This is a genomic window from Faucicola mancuniensis (assembly GCF_046523945.1).
Classification (GTDB): domain Bacteria; phylum Pseudomonadota; class Gammaproteobacteria; order Pseudomonadales; family Moraxellaceae; genus Faucicola; species Faucicola mancuniensis.
The window spans coordinates 2,693,080-2,711,419 of the sequence record NZ_CP171363.1 but is presented as its reverse complement, the minus strand read 5'-3'; the positions used below and the strand labels follow the sequence as shown (position 1 = coordinate 2,711,419).

16 protein-coding genes and 4 pseudogenes are annotated in these 18,340 nt (G+C 38.6%); 13 read left to right on the top strand and 7 right to left on the bottom strand.

The window, feature by feature from the left end; all coding sequences use genetic code 11:
• The first annotated feature begins 4 nt into the window (after positions 1-4).
• From ACGTJS_RS13190 to ACGTJS_RS13165, 6 genes and pseudogenes are all read left to right on the top strand, one after another.
• Positions 5-1,236 (top strand): annotated as a pseudogene (locus ACGTJS_RS13190) (hemagglutinin repeat-containing protein).
• A complete protein-coding gene (locus ACGTJS_RS13185; RefSeq protein ID WP_410472405.1) occupies positions 1,199-2,182 on the top strand; it encodes a hypothetical protein in 984 nt (327 codons plus the stop codon). Before ACGTJS_RS13190 ends, ACGTJS_RS13185 begins: the two are co-directional and overlap by 38 nt.
• Before the next feature lie 124 nt (positions 2,183-2,306).
• Positions 2,307-3,545 (top strand): DNA/RNA non-specific endonuclease, encoded by a 1,239-nt coding sequence (locus ACGTJS_RS13180; protein ID WP_410472404.1) that lies wholly within the window; start codon positions 2,307-2,309, stop codon positions 3,543-3,545.
• A gap of 10 nt (positions 3,546-3,555) precedes the next feature.
• Positions 3,556-4,014 carry a hypothetical protein gene (locus ACGTJS_RS13175; RefSeq protein WP_410472403.1) on the top strand — a complete coding sequence of 153 codons (459 nt, stop codon included), beginning with the start codon at positions 3,556-3,558 and terminating at the stop codon, positions 4,012-4,014.
• An 898-nt stretch (positions 4,015-4,912) separates the two neighbouring features.
• Positions 4,913-5,389 carry a hypothetical protein gene (locus ACGTJS_RS13170; RefSeq protein WP_410472402.1) on the top strand — a complete coding sequence of 159 codons (477 nt, stop codon included), beginning with the start codon at positions 4,913-4,915 and terminating at the stop codon, positions 5,387-5,389.
• Positions 5,320-5,778, top strand: a complete 459-nt coding sequence (locus ACGTJS_RS13165) for a hypothetical protein (RefSeq protein ID WP_410472401.1) — start codon at positions 5,320-5,322, stop codon at positions 5,776-5,778. The genes ACGTJS_RS13170 and ACGTJS_RS13165 overlap by 70 nt, the downstream gene beginning before the upstream one ends.
• 1 nt (position 5,779) lies before the next feature.
• Here the strand turns inward: ACGTJS_RS13165 and ACGTJS_RS13160 are convergent.
• Together ACGTJS_RS13160 and ACGTJS_RS13155 are read right to left on the bottom strand one after the other, a co-directional pair.
• A pseudogene (locus tag ACGTJS_RS13160) lies at positions 5,780-6,325 on the bottom strand (transposase); the annotation flags it as partial.
• Between the two features lie 9 nt (positions 6,326-6,334).
• The gene (locus ACGTJS_RS13155) at positions 6,335-6,457 is read right to left on the bottom strand and encodes a hypothetical protein (RefSeq protein WP_410472400.1); all 123 of its coding nucleotides are present in this window, start codon (positions 6,455-6,457) and stop codon (positions 6,335-6,337) included.
• 232 nt (positions 6,458-6,689) lie between these two features.
• Here ACGTJS_RS13155 and ACGTJS_RS13150 point away from each other — a divergent pair, with 232 nt between their 5' ends.
• From ACGTJS_RS13150 to ACGTJS_RS13140, 3 genes and pseudogenes are all read left to right on the top strand, one after another.
• Positions 6,690-7,568: a TonB-dependent receptor plug domain-containing protein gene (locus ACGTJS_RS13150; RefSeq protein WP_410472399.1), complete on the top strand. Its 879-nt coding sequence runs from the start codon at positions 6,690-6,692 to the stop codon at positions 7,566-7,568.
• Between the two features lie 10 nt (positions 7,569-7,578).
• The gene (locus ACGTJS_RS13145; protein ID WP_410472398.1) at positions 7,579-9,243 is read left to right on the top strand and encodes a TonB-dependent receptor; all 1,665 of its coding nucleotides are present in this window, start codon (positions 7,579-7,581) and stop codon (positions 9,241-9,243) included.
• Positions 9,244-9,357: 114 nt separating this feature from the next.
• A pseudogene (locus tag ACGTJS_RS13140) lies at positions 9,358-9,832 on the top strand (IS1595 family transposase); the annotation flags it as partial.
• A gap of 15 nt (positions 9,833-9,847) precedes the next feature.
• Here ACGTJS_RS13140 and ACGTJS_RS13135 read toward each other — a convergent pair.
• Positions 9,848-10,078 carry a hypothetical protein gene (locus ACGTJS_RS13135; RefSeq protein ID WP_410472397.1) on the bottom strand — a complete coding sequence of 77 codons (231 nt, stop codon included), beginning with the start codon at positions 10,076-10,078 and terminating at the stop codon, positions 9,848-9,850.
• 388 nt (positions 10,079-10,466) lie between these two features.
• On the opposite strand from ACGTJS_RS13135, the gene ACGTJS_RS13130 reads away from it, so the two are divergent.
• Positions 10,467-10,886 (top strand): hypothetical protein, encoded by a 420-nt coding sequence (locus ACGTJS_RS13130; protein ID WP_410472396.1) that lies wholly within the window; start codon positions 10,467-10,469, stop codon positions 10,884-10,886.
• A 41-nt stretch (positions 10,887-10,927) separates the two neighbouring features.
• On the top strand, positions 10,928-11,614 hold the full coding sequence (locus ACGTJS_RS13125; protein ID WP_410472395.1) for a hemagglutinin repeat-containing protein: 687 nt from the start codon (positions 10,928-10,930) through the stop codon (positions 11,612-11,614).
• Positions 11,615-11,619: 5 nt separating this feature from the next.
• On the opposite strand, the gene ACGTJS_RS13120 is transcribed toward ACGTJS_RS13125, so the two are convergent.
• Positions 11,620-11,970 carry an integrase core domain-containing protein gene (locus ACGTJS_RS13120; protein ID WP_410472394.1) on the bottom strand — a complete coding sequence of 117 codons (351 nt, stop codon included), beginning with the start codon at positions 11,968-11,970 and terminating at the stop codon, positions 11,620-11,622.
• A gap of 64 nt (positions 11,971-12,034) precedes the next feature.
• Here ACGTJS_RS13120 and ACGTJS_RS13115 point away from each other — a divergent pair, with 64 nt between their 5' ends.
• Positions 12,035-12,877 (top strand): integrase core domain-containing protein, encoded by an 843-nt coding sequence (locus ACGTJS_RS13115; RefSeq protein ID WP_410471877.1) that lies wholly within the window; start codon positions 12,035-12,037, stop codon positions 12,875-12,877.
• A gap of 271 nt (positions 12,878-13,148) precedes the next feature.
• On the opposite strand, the gene ACGTJS_RS13110 is transcribed toward ACGTJS_RS13115, so the two are convergent.
• From ACGTJS_RS13110 to ACGTJS_RS13100, 3 genes and pseudogenes are all read right to left on the bottom strand, one after another.
• On the bottom strand, positions 13,149-13,580 hold the full coding sequence (locus ACGTJS_RS13110; protein ID WP_410472393.1) for a hypothetical protein: 432 nt from the start codon (positions 13,578-13,580) through the stop codon (positions 13,149-13,151).
• A gap of 61 nt (positions 13,581-13,641) precedes the next feature.
• Positions 13,642-15,411 carry a hemagglutinin repeat-containing protein gene (locus tag ACGTJS_RS13105; protein WP_410473288.1) on the bottom strand — a complete coding sequence of 590 codons (1,770 nt, stop codon included), beginning with the start codon at positions 15,409-15,411 and terminating at the stop codon, positions 13,642-13,644.
• 638 nt (positions 15,412-16,049) lie between these two features.
• Positions 16,050-16,646 (bottom strand): annotated as a pseudogene (locus ACGTJS_RS13100) (hemagglutinin repeat-containing protein); the annotation flags it as partial.
• Positions 16,647-17,391: 745 nt separating this feature from the next.
• Between ACGTJS_RS13100 and ACGTJS_RS13095 the strand changes: the two are divergent.
• Complete coding sequence (locus tag ACGTJS_RS13095) at positions 17,392-18,135, top strand: ISAs1 family transposase (RefSeq protein ID WP_410473285.1); 744 nt, start codon at positions 17,392-17,394, stop codon at positions 18,133-18,135.
• Positions 18,136-18,340: the final 205 nt, after the last annotated feature.

The following is an 18,340-nucleotide window of genomic DNA, read 5'->3' as shown; positions in this document are numbered from 1 at the left end:
TGTATTGAATATCCAAGGCAAAAGCGAAGACAGCGATGTTGTATTGACAGGCAGTGACTTAAATCTTAAAGGTGACCGCTACAACAACGTAGAAGGCGATGTAATAGAACAAGCTGCCACAGGCACTGGGTATGACCGTAGTACCAATAAATCAAGCAGTTATGGCATTGGGGTATATATTGACACCAAAGGCAGTGCAGGGATTAGTGCCAATGCCAATATGGCAAAAGGTTATGGTAATGGTGAAACGCCAACAGCCATATCAATGTGGCAGGTACCACTTACCAAAACGTGGGTGGTGACTATGTCGTAGATGGGGCAGTGGAAAAAGGCAACCGTATGACGGGTCATATTGGTGGGGCAATTAAAGCCACCAGCCGTCAGGATACCGCTACATATGATGGTAAACAGACCAATGCTGGGTTTAGTGCAGATATTGATTTAGTCAAACAAGGAGCAGGGAGGAGTTTATCTGTCAATGGCGGTCGTACTCGAGCAAACGCCGATTATGCAGCGGTGACTGAGCAGACAGGCTTACAGTATCAATCATCCGATGTGGTGGTAGAGGGTAAGAGTACGTTTAAAGGGGCGTACTTTACGACGGCAACGCCTGAGGCTAATAAAACCCAGTTTAGGGGTGGGTTGGAAGTTAGTGATATTGAGAACCATAGCCAGTATAAGGCGGATGGGATTAATGCTGGTTTGTCGGCTGAAACAGGTCAAAAACCCAAAGTCAGTGGTGTAGGTTATGGTAAAGATGGTGACAGCCAAGCCAGTACGACGTATGGTGCGGTGACTGGGGTTGCTGGTAAGTCAGAGGTGACGATCGCTAATGTCGAAACTTTGAATAAGTCGTTAGCGAATAACTTTGATAAAGACAAGGTCAATGCTGAGATTGGTGCTCAGGTGCAGATTACTCAAGAGTATGGTAAGGAAATTCCGAAAGTAATTGGGGATTATGCTAAAGAAAAAACCAAACGCTATGAATATGCTCAAATGGTTGAAGGGCAGTTAAATGATAAACTTAACTCTACTACTGACCCTGTACAACGACAGTTAATTTTAGAGGATCTACAAAAAGTTGAAGCGTTCAAGCAAGCACATGAGCAAGATTATAATAATTGGAAAGAAGGCGGTGCTTATCGTGTGATGGCTCATACAGCTGCTGGGGCTTTGGGTTCTGGTTCTTTGCAAGGTCTTGCCTTTAGTGGCGGAGTGGTACGCTGCCGCTCCTAAAATTAATGAGTTGGAAAGTAAATTTACAGAAAAACTAATTGAGCAAGGTATGAATCCAACGGTGGCTCAAGGTCTAGCAAGTGGATTGTCGAGTGCAACTATTGCTGGGGTCAGTAATTCGGCTGGTCTTGGTACTAATAGTATAGCAACTGCGGTTAACATGGATGCGAATAATAGACAATTACATCCTTCTGAAAGAGCATGGATAACTAAGAATACTCATGATTTCGCATTAAAAATGGGTATTTCAGATGTAGAAGCTGAAAAACGTTTGGCACAAGAAGCAGCTCGGCAAACTGATCTGCTATGGATGTTAGCTCTTCCTAAAGGTACAGACACTGCAGCTGCCAACTTTTTGGCAAGTTCTAATGGTTATTTCACAAATGAGTTAGGTGGGAAACAAAAATTTTTCACAGCAGTAAATAGCGATTTTATAAGACCAGAAGAATACGCTCTAGACACTGACCAAGCCTTTAACAATAGAAATTTGATTTCTAAGCAAAATTCCAATATAATTCAAGGACTAAATCAAGTAGCTAATAATACAGCAAGTGACGTAAAAAAATACTGGCAAAGTCATTCTGCATCGCAGATTGCAAAGGATGCTGGAACTGTGGCTTCAGATACTGCAAAAGGCTTGTGGAATTCAGCGAAAGAATGTGCAGGGAATATTAGTAAATGTGCCAATGATGCAAAAGATTCTACAGTTGACACAGTAAAAGATAAAAGCAATGCTTTTGGTCAAGGTCTAGCATCTTTATCACAAGGTAATCTAAATAAAATTTATGGTCAAGATGTTTCTGGGGGACAAAAAGCGTTACTAGGTATTCAAGCTGCAGAGGTAATTACAACTGCTACTGGTGCGGCTAAGGTAATAGGTTCAACTGGTAAAATTGTTGGCAATCAAATTACTAAGGAAGCGACGGATAAAGCTAAGGCGGACTGAAAAAAGTCGCTGAGATAGTCGCTCAGAAGAAAAAGCTGAAGAAAATAATAGAGTTTCACAGCAGGAAGTATCTACTAATCATAATAATCTGACAAGAGAAACAAACTGCTCCTTCCGTGGTGATATGGAAGTCCGTACCATTAACGGCTATAAGTCGATTAATGAAATTCAAATTGGTGATATGGTTTGGTCAAAAAATGAAAAAACTGGACTCATGGGATATCAAAAAGTTCTTCATACCATGAACAGTATTGACCCTGATACGACTTACGTTACTATCACTGATAGTCATGGACATAGTCAGCAGATTGTATCAGATAGCTTACATCCGTACTTTTCAAGTTATGGAAATGATATCAATCCTGCAAAACCATCTATTGGCAAAGAATATCATGGTGATATTAAAAATGCTTATTGGATTAATGCAGGTGATTTGAAGAAAGGTTATAAAGTGCTTGGCTCAAATGGTGAGTGGCAAGTTATTTCAGAAGTGTATACTGTTAAAACGCCATTAAACAGTTATAACTTGGAGGTTAATACTGACCATACTTTCTTTGTTAAAGGAATTGGCGGTCTTGATGGGGTCTGGGTTCATAATAAAAATTGCTTCTTAGATGTAGGAGAAAACCCTGAAACTAAAAAAATTGATGGTCATAATGTTACTTTTGCAGACTATAAAACTGGGATTGATTCCAAAGGCAATACCTTCATGGAAAGAAAAGCAATCATTGATAATCCAGACCTTGTTACCAATCCGAATGCTCCAAAGTTTGTTGAAGTAAAAATTACAGGCGTAAAAAATCCTAAAGTTCAAATTATAGATAGTAAGAAACCTGATATCACTTTAAATGAAGATGGCTCAAAAACGCTTACGCCAGGTGAAAAGGGGAATTCATGGAATCCCGAGGGCAAAAAACCACAACCAAATCAAACTTACTACACACCAGATGGTTACAAATATCAAACTGATGCATACTCACGAGTTCATTCAGTTGAAGCAGATTTAAAACTAGATACAGAATGGGCTGATCCTCACCGTAATCTGTACGAGCAAAAAAAAGCTGGAGGAACTGATAGGCTTGCTGATGATGACGGCGGACATTTGATTGCGTCTATGTTTAGAGGAATGGGGGAACAAATAAATGTTGTTCCAATGAATAGAGTATTGAATCGCAAAAATGGAGGTTGGTATGATTTAGAGAATACTTGGAGAAGTAACTTAGAAGCTGGAAGAAATGTGAAAGTTAAAATTGAACCTGTCTATAGTGGAAATAGTAAAAGACCATACAAGTTTATTATTACTGAGAGAATTGGAAAAGTCGAAAGAGAATTTGAATTGGCAAACACAGCCACTGGTAAGTGAGGTTGAAATTATGAAAAACTTATATGACTTTGTAGAGGTTAAAAATATATTAAAAGATATTTTTCCGCATGAAGCTAAAGCTTGTTATTTTGAGGGATTTATATATTCCGATTTCAGTACCTGTAGTTTATACTTTGAAGATAAAAATAACGAAAATAGCTCATTATTTGAAAATATTAATCTGAGGGAAACTCGTAATATTTTAAAAAAAATTATTGAAGATTCTTATGATTCAGCAAAAGGTGATTGGAATCATTATCAAGCCACTCTCACAAATAATGGCAATTTTAATATGAATGTTGCCTATATCCCAGAAGATGATAGATGGTCTCATTTAATTATGAGAGGAATTAGCGACTTAACAGAGGATGAGTCTAAGAAATTAGGAATCCCAAAAGATTTATGGTTGGAACGTATAAAGCATAAAGGCACAGGTACGTCAGGAAAACCCAAGAGTGAATTTTATTAGTTATACAGTTCAGCATATCGAACGGAAAAGATAGTACGCTAAGGGATTTAGTTAGGTATTTTTAGACTGCTTTTTCGTGTCTAAAGAAAAATACCTTTGAAGACCGTGGTAGGACTGTTAATGTCATCGAAAATCCCGAGTGGAGTGCAACAGGCGGTAAAGCTAAATATTTTGAAGTTGATGCTGATGGTAAAATTCTTAATGAGAATGAGCCTAATATCCATCGTGCTACCAATAGACCAGCTCAGAATGATAATCATGTATTCGTTAAAGACCCATTACATCCGCCAAAATCAGCAATAAAAGCTGAAGGGGTTACGCCTGAGTATCTAATCACAGATCGAAGTAGTAGACTGTACAATAGTAGGACATTACATCCTACACTTCCAGATCCTATAGTAGGATGGGATTTTAAGCCTTCGCAAATCAATGCTAAACCAGGCAGCTCTGACAGTATTTTAAATTCTCAGATAAATGGATTTGTTCATGAAATTGATCTTGCTAACAAAGTTGCTAATGAGGGTTTTGTAGTCCTTAAATGGGGCGATAAACCTGGAACACATGGCAGTGATGTTATCTCAATTGACCCTAAATCTGAAACAGTAGTTTTATGGGATAATAAATTCCGTAGTGATGATGGGACGTTAGAAATTTCTCCCACCTTCGATATAAACGCTAAAACTGCATCTGGTGATTCTAGTGGAGCTTGGGAAAATGCAAAACAAGAAGCCATAAGAGTTATTCAAAATTCTAATTTACCTGCTGAACAAAAAACAAAATTAATAGAAGATGTTGATGCTGGTAATTTTGAAACCCGAACAGTGGGTAGTGGTGGGCTTGATGGAAAAATGGTAATACAAAAGTATGAAAATGGTCAAAAAGTAAAATAAGGTGACATATGGAAACAATTAAAGAAAGCCTTTTAAAAGATGTTAAAAATTCTGGGAAAGGTGGATTTTTCTATTATCACGAGTCTTCCAGAGATGAGTCAGCAATCAATGTAATGCATGGTGGTATTGCCAGTGGAAGTTTACGCAATTGCTATTATAGTTATATGCTTGGTGAAAAGTCTCTATTTGAGCAGTTTTTACCTAGAATTATTAGGCTGTGTGAAAAAGCAATTGAACTAAAAATTGAAGTTAGTTGGCGACCTAGTCATGTTTGTTTGATATATGAAGCTTATGCAGGAGCAATATGGTTATATACAGGTCAGGATAATATAGACATTTGGAAAGAATGTTTGGCTCAAACCAATCTATGGTTTTTGAACAACGAAATCCAATCGATTATTCAGTCTGTAAGGGATTGGATCGCCAATTATTTTATACCTATTTACAACGCTGTTTATTTGCCAAAGAATACCAACAAGGCATAGCAGTTTATGAGCATTTTAAAGGCAATAAACCAGTCAAACTCACATCAAAAACAGGTTTGGTGACTTTGATGTATGCTATCTTACGCCATTTTGCATATGGTGAATTTGATAAAGAAAAGTTAAATAAAACCTGCATGCAAGTATTGGGCAAAGAACTTAAACACGTTTACATGAAAGGTCGTCCTGATGATGCTGTTTATTGGTTAAAGACGATGTGTTTATTGCGTGAGAAACAGTATATGCCTGAAGAAGTTGTCTTAACCTTTTATGAATTTTTAGAAGATGAAGAAATACCTGATGAAATTCATAAATTTTTAAAAGAAAGAGAATTATCTACACGCAGTGACTTGATTGCTAATGGAGAGCATTCAAAACCCTGTATCCGTTAAATTATAGTTTCATCACAGCATCTAAACGACCAGAGAAATGGATAGACAACTGCATCATTGATTGACCCCAATTATTAATTGGCATCGTCCATTTCTCTGACGCATTTAGCATACCAACATACAGTAATTTTAGCAAGCTTGTTTCGTTTACCGCCTTATACACAGGCTTTAAATCACGCATAAAGGCTTTTTGGTCACGACTTGCCACATAACGCAGACTATTGCGAATTTGATGAATCACACACAATTGCACCTCTGTATTAGGAAAGACAGCCTGTATCGCCTCAGGAAAGCCTTTTAAGCCATCAACGCAAGCAATGAGAATATCTTGTACGCCACGATTGTGTAAATCAGTGAGTACCGATAGCCAGTAGTTTGCTCCTTCACTCTCAAAGCAGTATAGACCGATGAGTTCTTTTTTACCTTCGGTATTAAGTGCTAGAAGCGTGTAAACCGCTTTATTGACATAGCGTCCTTCGTCTTTGACCTTGTAGTGAATAGCATCGAGCCAAACAAAGGGATAAACACTATCAAGTGGTCGTGATTGCTCCATAGCTCATGCCATTAAGGCAGCTTCAGTGAGTTGTTTGATGAGCGGGGCAAGTACCCCATCACTGCCTGTGATGGGTTTGCCTGATTGGATGGCTTTTAGGGCTTTGTTAAAGTCAAAGTTTTGCATGGTGTCTTTCCTGTTTTTTTGTTAGTTTACAGAATTGACACAGTTTTTTGAACACTACCAAAATCAACTTTGTTTTAAGTAATTTTTATCGTGTGCAGAGAAGTTTTTCATCATTTTATTTGATTTTTTAAAATGATGGATTGGTTTTATTATCTGAAAAAATAAACGTTATATTATAACATAATACTTGTATTATGTTATAATATTTCTTTTGTTAAAATTGGGTTGTTTTATGCTAAAAAATTCACTTCATTTGGCAGTTTTAGCTGTATTTTCTAGTTATACCATGTCCGTTTTTGCTGATGATGCCAGCGTGTTATCGCCAGTACCAGAGACCGTGCTTGATACGATAGTGATTCAGGGCTCTGCTACCAAAATGAACACATCATTGTTGGATAGCAAACAAAAGGGCAGTGATTTGCTTATCAAAAAAGATACGCTAAAAACCCGTGCCACCACATTGGGTGATGCGTTGGACGGTGAGTTGGGCATTCATTCCAATCAGTTTGGTGGTGGTGCGTCAAGCCCGATTATTCGTGGGCAGGAAGGCAAACGCATTACCATTTTACAAAATAATGCTGATGTGATTGACATGGCTCATTTGTCGCCTGACCATGCGGTAATGGTGGATACCACGCTTGCTAAACAGATTGAAATGGTACGTGGCGTGAGTACATTGCTGTATAAATCGGGCAATTCGGCAGGGGCGGTAAACGTCATTGATAATAAAATCCCTAGCCAATTACCAAAAAAACCGATTGAAAGTGAAGTGGGTATCCGCTATAACACAGGCAACGATGAAAAGTTGGAAACGGGTTCATTAACCGCACAGTTGGGCAAACATATGGTGTTCCATGCAGAAGGTCTGCATAAAGATGCCAATAATTATCAAACACCCAATTACGGTTATATGGATTTTGACACAGGGGACGAACTTGACAATTATGTCAAAGCCCCAGAGCTTTTGCAAGCATTGGAAAAAGAATGGCAAGCGATTCAAAAGGGTGTTAGATTGCCTTTTTCTGAACGCACATATTTTATCACTGATGAAGCTGGTTATCTCAAACAAAAGGCTAGTTTGGATAAAGATTTGGCGGACAAAAACTTATAATTTTGACTATTTGCCAGAGAGTTGGGCAAAATCCAAAGCAGGTAGCGTGGGTTTATCATGGGTAGGTGATAAAGGCTACATTGGCGTGGCGGTAAGCGAACGCAAGGACAAATATGGATTGCCAGCTCATAATCATTTGTACGAAGGTTGTTCGGTTATTTCGATTTTTGACAGTTTTCGCTATCGTCCGTATTTGCAAAAATATCCGCAACTGATTGATGAATCCGATGTTAATTATATCAACCCACGTCCAGATTGTGAACACGCTCACGGTAATAGTGAAAGTCATGGTATTCAAGATAAACACGACCATGCACCGCCTTTTATTGACTTGGTGACCAAACGTTATGATTTGCGTGGCGAATGGCAAAACCCAACATCATGGATTAGTAAAGTGCGTGGTAATGTCGGCTATGTCGATTATCAACATGATGAAAAAGAAGGCAATATTGTCAGCACATCTTTTAAAAATAAAGGCAAAGTTGCCCGTTTGGAATTGACCCACGAGCCGACAGAGCGTTTAAAAATGTTGTGGGGATTGCAATATTTACAGCAGGATAATAGTGCTGAATCTCCTGTTACTCAATGGCGAAATCAACAAGTTTTGACAAAAAATGATTTAACCAACCAAAGCATTTTTGCGATGGGTAAATATGATTTTGACAAACTATCGGTGGAACTTGGCACACGTTTAGAAAAACAAAAAGTGGCAATGGATTTTGACAAAGATTATATCGAAAACAGAATGCGTCAAAGTAGCTGGCTCAAAGGTGAAAAACTAGAAAACGCCATTACTTACGCCCTAGATGCGACGAAACCGAATGAAAAAACTGCCCATTCTTACGCATTGGGATTGAATTATCAGTTTTTGCCTGACTATACTTTATCGTTAAATGTGTCTCATCAAGAACGTTTGCCCAATTCGCAAGAGCTTTACACACACGGTATGCACTTAGCGACCAATTCTTTTGAAATTGGCAATCGGCATTTGCAAAAGGAAAAATCCAACAATTATGAATTAACATTGGCTTATCAAGGTGATAAATTAGACTACAAAGTTTCGGGCTATTTGTACGATTTTGACAACTATATTTACCTACAATCGATTAACGAATATCTCGGCACGGCACGCATTCAGCACGTTCGCCAGCTACGGATTAACCGTTACGACCAAAGCCCTGCCAAATTTTATGGTGCGGAAGTCAGTATCGGCTACCAATTTTCACCGATTTATTATGCCTCTATTTTTGGCGACTATGTCAAAGGGCGATTGCATGATATGCCTGATATTGTGGTGGATTATAAACCTGCGGGCTGGTTTGACCCAGAAGTGAAAACCTACGGCAAACAAGAAGACCGCTACACGCCACGCCTACCACCAATGCGACTTGGTGCAAAAGTGCAAGCCGATTTTGATGAAAAATGGTCGGGAAGTCTTGAGTTTGTGCATACTTTTGACCAAGAAAGGGTATCCAAATTTGAAGGGATTACCAAAGGCAATAACCTGTTAAACATGGGGATTGACTACAAAAACTTTTTAGGCAATGCCGATTATTCGATTTTCTTTAAAGCCAATAATCTGCTTGATGAAAAAGTGTACGCTCACGAAACATTTTTGCCCTATATTCCACAAATGGGCAGAAATTTTAGCTTAGGTATTAATGTCAAATTTTAAGTAAAAATAGCAGGGTTGTATTTACATAAATGATATGTTATATCATTACATTTTATTATCATTATGTTACAATATGGGGCTGTACTAGATTAGCTATCATGTCATACTAGAAATATGAAGCTAACACATTGTAAATTAAGTAAAAAAGCACAGAAAAAACCACTTGAATTTTTTGTTGCCGAAGTTACTGCCAGAACAGCCTCAGATTTATTGCAAATTCAACATAATACAGCAGCCTTATTTTTACCATAAAATAAGACTTGTGATAGAATACAACCTTAGCCTTGAAGCTCACTAAACCTTTGACGGTAAAATAGAGCTTGATGAAAGCTATTTCGGTGGTATTCGTAAAGGTAAGCGTGGTCGTGGTGCAAGTGGAAAGACTGCTGTCTTTGGTCTTTTAAAACGTAATGGTAAAGTTTATACCGTAGTTGTCAAAGACACTAAACAAACCACGTTAATGCCCATTATCACAAGTAAAATCAAGCCTGACAGCATTGTTTATACTGACAGCTATAGAAGTCATAATGCTCTTGATGTTAGCGATTTTAGGCACTTTATAATTAATCATTCAAAAGAGTTTGCAGATAAAAGCATAGGGCGTTCAAAACTCTGTTTCTAGCTCAAAGCTACCGACTGTGGATTTGATAGTCTTTTTACTATAACCGTTATGGCGGTTTTTACTAGGATTCTGCTCTAAGTAGCTGTCGATTTCGGCTGATAAGGCAGCTTCAGTGAGTTGTTTGATGAGCTGGGCAAGTACCCCATCACTGCCTGTGATGGGTTTGCCTGATTGGATTGCTTTTAAGGCTTCGTTAAAGTCAAAGTTTTGCATGGTGTCTTTCCTGTTTTTTTGTTAGTTTACAGAATTGACACAGTTTTTTGAACACTGCCGAAGGCTTTAAATTCTCTGTATTTTATTTGGTGAAATACTACCAATATGGTGATGATTTCTGATAAACTAATACGGCATGGTTTGTTTCGTGTTTTTTTACTGCTTTTGCTCTTTTGGGTTAGCATTTTCTTCTGTTGTTCGTTTGTGTATGTTTTGCAATAGTCGTCTATGTGGCAGTATAGTGCTTCGAGGTTGTCCATGTAAGAAGTCCTTGTTAGGGTTGTTTGTGGTGAATTTACTTTAACATATTGGGCTTCTTTTTTTAGTTTTTTCTTATGTCGAATTCAGGTTATTTAAATCATGCTTAAAAACTTATAGGAATTTTATCATGTCAAAATTCAATATTATTTTTCTTGATATACCTTACAATATTCATGAACCAAACAAAGATATTTTTGAGAAATATTTCAAAAATTATAGACATTCTGACTGGGAAAATGGTGCATCCTTTGTATTCATAGATGATTCAGGAATTAAATACACTTTAGCTGTTTCTGAGGATATAGAGTATGGGTTTAATTTGATTTACGGTTCACCCAATGTGAATTGTTACTCTTTAGGAGAAAAAGATTTATTGAACAATTTCTTTGAAAACTCTGATGAGATGATTATGCCAAAAGGAACTTATGTCTCCAATGAACAAGCTTGGCTAGCTGTTCAAGACTTTCTAGACAATCCATTAATTCCTTCTCCAAGAATTGAATGGGTAACTGATGATAAAATAGACTGGGAACAAATTCAGCTTTAATGATAAACAAAGTTTTATTGTTGTTAAATTAGTTCTGTAGGGTGCGTTCCAGGCACCTTACCCATCGTCAATCAAGCAAAAGCACCCAAGACAGTTTATCAGGCAAAAACGAAGCCTCACAAATCAATGCCAACAACGCCATCTTTAATATTCAAGGGGCAAGTAAAGATAGTGACTTAACCTTTATTGGCAGTGACTTAAATCTTAAAGGTGACCGCTACAACAACGTAGAAGGCGATGTTATTGAACAAGCTGCCACTGGCACTGGGTATGACCGTAGTACCAACAAATCAAGCGGCTATGGGATTGGGGTGTATGCTGATACCAAAGGCAGTGCAGGGATTAGTGCCAATGCCAATATGGCAAAAGCTTATGGTAATGGCGAAACTACCACCAATGCCAACAGCCATATCAATGTGGCAGGTACCACTTACCAAAACGTGGGTGGTGACTATGTCGTAGATGGGGCAGTGGAAAAAGGCAACCGTATGACGGGTCATATTGGTGGGGCAATTAAAGCCACCAGCCGTCAGGATACCGCTACATATGATGGTAAACAGACCAATGCTGGGTTTAGTGCAGATATTGATTTAGTCAAACAAGGAGCAGGGAGCAGTTTATCTATCAATGGCGGTCGTACTCGAGCAAACGCCGATTATGCAGCGGTGACTGAGCAGACAGGCTTACAGTATCAATCATCCGATGTGGTGGTAGAGGGTAAGATGTAAGAACCTCAAGCGTTATTTACACTTTGTTTAAAATAAAACCCCAACCACTCATAAGGAGTAAAGGTTTGAGTTTTGCCAGTAATATCATCTTTTTTAGTTAAAGATGAATGGGGTTTAACGGTATTATAGAAATTAAGAAATCTTGTTAATTCTTGCTTTCTATGTTCACTACCTGTAAATTCACATTGTTCATGCCACATCTCCATGAGCGTACGTATTACTCGTTCTGCTTTACCATTGGTTTGTGGTTTGGCAACTTTGGTGAATTTCTGATTGATGTTGTTATTATAACAGGCTTTGACAAATTCATGGTCTTTTGTGCCTTTATATTCTGTGCCATTGTCAGAATAAATCACCTCAATCGTATAAGGTGTAAGATATCCTAGCGTTATTTACAGTATTTAGGATAAAATACTGCAAATGAACATACATAAAAACACCAGACTGCTACCGTTTGAAAGAGAAGCTATTTGGATAGCCTATCATCAAAACAAACAAAGCGTAACATCACTTGCTGAAGAATACAAAGTATCAAGACCAACAATCTACAAGGTATTGAAACTTGCCAGAGTGAAGTTACTAAAACCACAAACCAGTGTCAATAATCGCTTTAAACAAGCGAAATTTGGCATTAAACGCTTAGCTAAAGTTGAAAAGAGTATACAAGACAAACTCAAAAAACAAGCCAAGCGTTATAATAAATCCTATCCTGGTGAGATGGTACACGTAGATACAAAACGCCTACCACTGCTCAAAGGACAAAATAGCAACAGCCCTAGAGAATATCTGTTTGTTGCCATTGATGATTATTCTCGTGAACTGTATGCTTGTATTATGCCAGACAAAACAGCTTTTAGTGCGGCTAAGTTTCTGACAGAACAAGTTATTAAACCTTGCCCTTATACGATTGAGGTGATTTATTCTGACAATGGCACAGAATATAAAGGCACAAAAGACCATGAATTTGTCAAAGCCTGTTATGATAACAACATCAATCAGAAATTCACCAAAGTTGCCAAACCACAAACCAATGGTAAAGCAGAACGAGTAATACGTACGCTCATGGAAATGTGGCATGAACAATGTGAATTTACAGGTAGTGAACATAGAAAGCAAGAATTAACAAGATTTCTTAATTTCTATAATACCGTTAAACCCCATTCATCTTTAACTAAAAAAGATGATATTACTGGCAAAACTCAAACCTTTACTCCTTATGAGTGGTTGGAGTTTTATTTTAAACAAAGTGTAAATAACGCTTGAGGTTCTTACAACTTATACATGAAAGTACGTTAATCAATTTTCTTTGATTAATTTTATCTATTTTTTTTAAAAAAATATCAATAAGTAATTTTAGATACAAAAAAAATCCAAAAATACCCAAACTTATCATATAATAAAAATTAATAACCAGTAATAACAAGGTGATTACATCTATTATTCTTGACATCCTTGCACCTCAGTCATATCTTTAAGCCTAACTTTAAAATTAATATATTTATTTGCATTACTTTAAATCCATTTATAAGATAACTCATGGTAATATAAATGTGTAAATAGAGCAATATAAAAATAGTGAAATTAATCCGTACCAAGTGATAAAAAACTTATAAAAATACGGTCTTTTTGATATCAATGGTTTAATTATTAAAAAAATTGGTGGCATTATCCATGCTATCATAAGTGCAACTAGCGGAAAGCCGCTTTCAATAAATGAAACAAAAACCACCAATGCATATACATTGAATACAGAAAGAATTAATATGCCAATCAAAGTTATTGATGGAAATATACTAAAAAACGAAAATATTCTGATATATTTTTCTAAAAGAGCTTTATTCATGCCACGAGAAATAATTTTCGCCAATAAATAGATATATAGAAAAAAGCTTAATGCTCCAAAAGTTATCAGGAAAACAAAATTTAAAATCATAGTTATGGCAAAAAGCTTATATCCCATATCCATTATTGACATTCCTTAACTTCTTTCATGCCCTCACAACCAACATCAACTCTGTGGTTTGGATTCAAAAATCGCCAGATTTGGACCGCCTTCTGAGTTTTATAGCTGAATCCACGAAAAACTTACTTGCCTTTTTCCAAGAATTATAATGTCTCTCATGTACCGCTTGCAATTCTCGGTCGTGCTGTTCATTTACAAGTCTCCCATAGCTCCAGCTGTTACTTTGCCCCACATGATTATTATAAATATATTGAAATTCCGACCTACCATTTCGCATAATAACCCCTCCAGCTTCTGCAATCCAATCTGAATAAAAAGACTTATCCGCTCCCTTAAGGCTTAAAAAGCTTCTTGATTCACTTTCCGCCACCCTAAACCAAGGCTGATCTGTATAACCATACATAGCTCCAAAGTAGTTTGCTCGTTCGTTTAGAGTGTTGATGGTATGATAGCCACTAGAATTAGCAACTGATAAAACATTCTGAGTAGATGTTCTAATGTCGCTTGCTTTTCCATAATGACTTCTGTTTTTTCCCACATATTCCAAGGCGTCTTGCATCATGAGATGACAACTGGTGCTATTTGGATTGCTTGAGCAAATGTTTTTTAGTTGCTCATCTTGCTGTCTAGAAATTTCATCATATTTAGCCACATGGGCTGCACAATCTTTCTTTGTACCAACACACGAGATTTTTTCCTGCAGTTGCCGATGCGTCAAATAATTCCACTCAACCTGCCCAACATTGTTAGCAGTACTTGCAGTATCACCCACAGCTCCACCAATACCAGCGGATAATCCAACTAAAACAGCTTCTCTAGTTGCTTCATCATAACCTTGTTGTTTTAAATACTCATCAACTTTAGGAACAACAATGGCTGTGCCACTACCTGCGACCGCTCCTTCAATCGAACCTGTAGCTAAAGCACTTGATAAAGTATGAAGTGCCACACGATAAATACCACCTTCACCCCATTTTTTAGCTTCTTCAATATTACCTTGGTTAATTAGCTCAAGTTGTTTATTACTGGCATAATCCCCAATCGCTTTTGGAATTCCTTTACCATATTCTTGGCTAATCTGAACCTGAGCATTAATCTGCTCATTCACCCTATCCTTATCAAAGTTATTTTGTAGAACCTCATTAAGGCTACCCACATTGGCAGTCGTCACATCCGACTTACCAGCAACCCCAGTCACCGCACCATACGTCGTACTGGTTTGGCTGTCACCATCTTTACCATAACCGACCCCACTGATTTTAGGTTTTTGACCTGTTTCAGCCGACAAACCAGCATTAATCCCATCCGCCTTATACTCCGAATGGTTCTCAATATCACTAACTTCTAACCCACCTTTAAACTGGGTTTTATTAGCCTCAGGCGTTGCCGTCGTAAAGTACGCCCCCTTAAACGTACTCTTACCCTCTACCACCACATCGGATGATTGATACTGTAAGCCTGTCTGCTCAGTCACCGCTGCATAATCGGCGTTTGCTCGAGTACGACCGCCATTGATAGATAAACTGCTCCCTGCTCCTTGTTTGACTAAATCAATATCTGCACTAAACCCAGCATTGGTCTGTTTACCATCATATGTAGCGGTATCCTGACGGCTGGTGGCTTTAATTGCCCCACCAATATGACCCGTCATACGGTTGCCTTTTTCCACTGCCCCATCTACGACATAGTCACCACCCACGTTTTGGTAAGTGGTACCTGCCACATTGATATGGCTGTTGGCATTGGTGGTAGTTTCGCCATTACCATAAGCTTTTGCCATATTGGCATTGGCACTAATCCCTGCACTGCCTTTGGTATCAGCATACACCCCAATCCCATAGCCGCTTGATTTGTTGGTACTACGGTCATACCCAGTGCCAGTGGCGCTTGTTCAATAACATCGCCTTCTACGTTGTTGTAGCGGTCACCTTTAAGATTTAAGTCACTGCCAATAAAGGTTAAGTCACTATCTTTACTTGCCCCTTGAATGTTAAAGATGGCGTTGTTGGCATTGATTTGTGAGGCTTCGTTTTTGCCTGATAAACTGTCTTGGGTGCTTTTGCTTGATTGACTGCCGATAGTTGCTTGAATACGGGTGTTGCCAATACTGCCCAATTTGTCAGCCGTGTCTTTTTGACCATCAAGCTTGGTGCCATCTGGGGCATGTTTGCTTGGGTCATTAAAGTCTTTGGTACTTTGCTGTACACTGTGTCTTAGCGTCCGGGTTTTAGCAACCGCTGCCACCCCAGCCATGACTTTCATTTGGTCTGAGTTGGTGGTTTCGCCAGATTTTACCACACTTCTGATACCCTGTACATGGTCAACTAGACTATTTGATACACTCACGGTTAAGCCTGTGGTTTTTTGGCTTTGGCTGCTGTGACTTTCGGTGGTTGCCGTGGTATTTTGAATGGTGGCTGATTTGGCATTGATAATGACCGTGCCACGGCTTAAGTCATGGACATTGTTGTTGCTTTCATTACCTGCTGAGACCACGCTACCTGTTTGTTGGTAATGGTTACCTGCCGTCAGCACGGTGTTACCATCGTTGGTGCCAATGTTGCTGCCAGTATGCCAGGTTTGTTTAGTGCTGTTTTGGTTTTGGGTCTTTTGTGAGCCAATGGTAAAGCCAAGTCCACTACCTGTACCAAACACGCCAGATTTTTTCTTGTCATGGCTTGAGCTTTCGCTGTAACGATTTTCGGCGGCATCAATGGTTAGGTTATTGCCGGCTTTAACATAGGTACCATGGTCACTAATGACATCGGTGGCGGTGAGATGGACGTCATTTTTGGCAGTGATAGAGACTTTGTCACCATCAATGTGACTGCCAATGGCTGTATCACTGGTCATGTCGTAGCGGTCTTGGGTGGTTTTACTGCTTAAGAAGCCTTTGTCCGTGGTGCGATTTGCAGTTGATAGGTTTTGGGTTGCTCGTCCTTCTTTAAAGGCAATGTTGTTGTCAGCATTGATGATGGTGTTGCCGCCACTTTGGATGGTCGTGGCGGTGCCTGTAACGTTGTTGCCTTTGATAAAGGTGTCGCCACTGGTCACAAGGACGCTACCCATATCTTGGGTTTGACCCACTTTATAGTAGTTGTTGCTGTCACCAATGGCATTGGTTTGATAGCCTGTGTTAACAGCGTTGAATTTGATATCCCCTTCCGCTACCAAACGGGTGGTACCGCCAGCGTTGACCAGTTGAGCGGCGTTAAAGGTGGCATCACCCGTCACATCAATACTAAGCGTAGTAAGTGGTCGACCATTTTCATCCTTTTTATCTTTTAAGCCATCGCCGACATAGATTTGACCAATTTGGTCGATACCAGTACGCCAGGCATTGCTTTGACCTGCTTGACTTTCGCTATGATGGGTGGTGCTACTGTTATTGAGTTTGCCACCGACATCCAGTGCCATGGCACTGCCTGCTTTAAGCGTTGCACCGATGTTGTTTAAATCATTTTTGGTGTTAACTTGGACAAAGTTGCCTTGGATAAGTCCACCGTTTTGATTGTTAAGGTTACTGGCATTGATACGCAGTCCATTGTGTGCCACAATGTTACCTTGGTTTGATAGGTCACCAGTCAGCTGCATGTCGACATTGCGGGCAGCAATAAGGCTACCATCGCCTTTTAAGTCACTGACGTTGGCACGCACATAGACTTTGGGTACGAGTACGGTTTGTTTGCTACCGTCTTTTAGGGTGATGGTCAGGGCAAAATCAAAATTAATAAAATAAAGTTTACAAATTGTCAAAAAGACAAAAAACTCATAAAATACTTCTAAAAAGGAGAACCCATGAGCTTTATAGAACATTTCAGTATCATCGAAGATCGAAGACCGAGGAACAGACATCAACATCAAACACAGACTAATAGACATACTATTTTTAACACTATGTGGCATATTATCTGGAGCAGAAGGCTGGGAAGAAATTAGCGAATTTGGCAAACAAAAACAAACATGGCTAAAAAAATTTTTGGGCTACGACAACGGCATCCCATCCGCCTCAACCATAAAACGAGTAATAAGCCTAATTGAAGCTGAAACATTACTAAACAGCTACATCAACTGGATAAACAGTATCAGAGAACAACAAGACCTAACCATCATCGCCATTGATGGCAAAACCTTAAAACAAAGCTACCAAAACAGTGATGACAAACTAACCGCCCTCCACTCAATCAGTGCCTATCTAAACAGTATCATTGAGATTGTCAGAATCAGACATGATAAAAAAACAGGTGAACAGACGACCCAAACTGCGTATTACATTAGCTCATTATCTATTAATCCAGAACAGCTTAATTATGTTATCAAACGACATTGGGCGATTGAAAATAGTTTACATTATGTGCTTGATGTGACTTTTAAAGAAGATAGCTGTCGTATTCGTGAACAACAAGCTACTAAGAATATGGCTTTGTTTAGAAGGGCTTCGGTGTCTTTAATTAAGTCTTCAGGTATCAAGGGTAGTGTTAAGTCTATTGTTAAGCGTTGTGGTTGGAATCATGATATTCTTGAGCAAGTTGTATTCGGTAAAACTTTTGTTGGGTAAGTTTGATTTTGCCCTGTTGATTTTCTAGGTCTGCCTGATTTTTGTTTTGACTTATTTCCACCCATACCAATTGTTCTATCATTATTTTTTGTCCAGTTACTATTTTAAATAACTATAAATTGAAAAAGCCATCAACTGTTTATCAAAGACTAAACTTAAATTTAACGATAGCAGACCCTATTAATTTATTAAAAAACTATACAAA

Excerpts from the sequence above, each read along its gene's own strand:
- ACGTJS_RS13180 (WP_410472404.1), top strand. The coding sequence starts at position 2,307 with ATGGAAGTCCGTACCATTAACGGCTATAAGTCGATTAATGAAATTCAA.
- ACGTJS_RS13175 (WP_410472403.1), top strand. The coding sequence starts at position 3,556 with ATGAAAAACTTATATGACTTTGTAGAGGTTAAAAATATATTAAAAGAT.
- ACGTJS_RS13170 (WP_410472402.1), top strand. The coding sequence starts at position 4,913 with ATGGAAACAATTAAAGAAAGCCTTTTAAAAGATGTTAAAAATTCTGGG.
- ACGTJS_RS13155 (WP_410472400.1), bottom strand. The coding sequence starts at position 6,457 with ATGCAAAACTTTGACTTTAACAAAGCCCTAAAAGCCATCCAATCAGGC.
- ACGTJS_RS13150 (WP_410472399.1), top strand. The coding sequence starts at position 6,690 with ATGCTAAAAAATTCACTTCATTTGGCAGTTTTAGCTGTATTTTCTAGT.
- ACGTJS_RS13135 (WP_410472397.1), bottom strand. The coding sequence starts at position 10,078 with ATGCAAAACTTTGACTTTAACGAAGCCTTAAAAGCAATCCAATCAGGC.
- ACGTJS_RS13130 (WP_410472396.1), top strand. The coding sequence starts at position 10,467 with ATGTCAAAATTCAATATTATTTTTCTTGATATACCTTACAATATTCAT.
- ACGTJS_RS13115 (WP_410471877.1), top strand. The coding sequence starts at position 12,035 with ATGAACATACATAAAAACACCAGACTGCTACCGTTTGAAAGAGAAGCT.
- ACGTJS_RS13110 (WP_410472393.1), bottom strand. The coding sequence starts at position 13,580 with ATGGATATGGGATATAAGCTTTTTGCCATAACTATGATTTTAAATTTT.